At 75.2% G+C, this 2,129-nt stretch carries 2 protein-coding genes; both read left to right on the plus strand.

Annotation, left to right across the window (positions count from 1 at the left end):
- The first annotated feature begins 55 nt into the window (after positions 1-55).
- Positions 56-784 carry a PfkB family carbohydrate kinase gene (locus ACWENR_RS30585; protein ID WP_452280412.1) on the plus strand — a complete coding sequence of 243 codons (729 nt, stop codon included), beginning with the start codon at positions 56-58 and terminating at the stop codon, positions 782-784.
- Positions 785-957: 173 nt separating this feature from the next.
- On the plus strand, positions 958-2,129 hold a 1,172-nt coding region (locus ACWENR_RS30590; protein ID WP_452280413.1), incomplete at its 3' end, for a hypothetical protein.

Here is a 2,129-nt window from a genome sequence, read left to right on the forward strand (position 1 = left end):
CCCTACCTCGCCTACGTCGCCGACGTCCTGCCCAGCCTCGGCGAGGAGGACGTGCATGCGGGACAACCTGGTCGACGCCGGGGTGGACGTCTCCGGCCTGCGTACCGTCCCCGGCCCCTCGGGGGTCGCGCTGATCGCGGTGGACCGGGCGGCGGAGAACTTCATCCTCGTCGCGCCCGGCGCGAACGCCGCCCTGACCGACCTGGACGCCGCCGACGCGGCGGCCATCGGCGCGGCGGACGTGCTGCTGCTGCAACTGGAGGTGCCGCTGCCGACCGTGGTGGCGGCGGCCGGCCGGGCCCGGGCCGGGGGCACCACCGTCGTGCTCAACGCCGCGCCGGCCGCGGCGCTGCCGGCGGAGCTGCTGGAGCTGGTCGACGTGCTGGTGGTCAACGAACACGAGGCGGCCGTCGTCGCGGCGACGGACTCCGACGAGCCGCGCGTCCTGCTCGACGCGCTGTTGGAGCGGGTGCCCCGGGCGGTGCTGACGCTCGGCGCGCGGGGCGCCACGTACGCCGACCGCGGCGGCGTGCGGCTGGAGATCGCCGCGCCGCGCATCGAGGCGGTGGACACCACCGCCGCCGGCGACGCCTTCACCGGCGCCTTCGCCGTGGGCTGGGCCGAACGCGGCGGCGCGGTCGACGCCGACACGGTCAGCGCCGTCCTGCGCTGGGCGTGCGCCGCCGGCGCGGCCTGCGCCCAGCGCCCCGGCGCGTCGACCGCGCTGCCCGAGCGGGCCGCCATCGAGGCCCTGTACGCCGCCACATACCAGGGGATGCCGTGAGCGCGAGGAGTGAGCCGGTTTTGCGAGCCCCGCAGTCGCGAACAGAGGTGACGCCGTGAGCGCGAGGAGTGAGCCGGTTTTGCGAGCCCCGCAGTCGCGAACAGAGGTGACGCCGTGAGCGCGAGGAGTGAGCCGGTTTTGCGAGCCCCGCAGTCGCGAACAGAGGTGACGCCGTGAGTTTCAACCCGTACGTGCCTCGGCCGATCGACCGGCCCACCGACGTGCCGCTCGGTGGGCACGCCGACCTGACCGCGCTGGACGAGGCGAAGATCTTCGCGGCGCCGGACGACCCGACGCACTGGCCGGCCTGGCGCGAGCAGCTCACCCGCTGGCGGGTCGACGCGCGGGCCAGGCTGGGCTACACCGGCGCGCACTACGACGAGATCCCGCTGGACTGCTTCAGCGTCTGCCTCGCCTGGCTCTGGGACGAGACGCTCTACGACCACGAGCGCGGCGTCTTCACCGTCGAGGAGTTCCTCGACGCGGCCGACCGTGACTTCGGTGGCTTCGACGGCGTGGTGCTCTGGCACGCGTACCCGGTGATCGGGTTGGACGAGCGCAACCAGTTCGACTGGTACCGGGACGTGCCCGAGCTGCCGGAGGTGGTGCGCGCGTTCCAGGCCCGTGGGGTGCGGGTGTTCGTCGACTACAACCCGTGGGACACCGGCACCCGGCGGGAGGCCGGCGCGGACGCGCGGGAGGTCGCCGCGCTGGCCGGCAGGCTCGGCGTCGACGGCGTCTTCCTGGACACGCTCAAGGAGGGCGCCGACGAGCTGCGCCGCGAGCTGGACGCCGTCCGGCCCGGCATGGTGCTGGAGGGCGAGAGCCGGGTGCCGCTGGCCCGGATCGCCGACCACGCGATGTCCTGGGCGCAGTGGTTCGCCGACTCCGAGGTGCCCGGCGTGCTGCGGGCCAAGTGGTTCGAGCGGCGGCACGTGCTGCACCACACCCGCCGCTGGCACCGCGACCACCTCGACGAGCTGCACTCCGCCTGGCTCAACGGGGTCGGGGTGCTGGTCTGGGAGAGCGTCTTCGGGGTCTGGGTCGGCTGGAACGACCGCGACCGGGCGGTGCTGCGGGCGATGCGCCGGATCCAGGGCAGCCACGCCGCGTGGCTGCGCGCCGAGGACTGGGTTCCGCTCGCCGACCACCCGGGCGAGGGCCGGGTGTACGCGTCCCGCTGGACGCACCAGGGCGTGCCGCTGTGGACGGTGGCCAACCGCGGCGGCGACCACGACGGGCCGTGGCTCGTCACCGAGCCGCGCCCCGGCCGGCGCTTCGTCGACCTGGTCACCGGCGCCGGCCTGACCGCGACGCCGCCCCCGGACGGCCGGGTCGCGGTCGG

This window comes from Micromonospora sp. NPDC004336 (genome assembly GCF_053602615.1).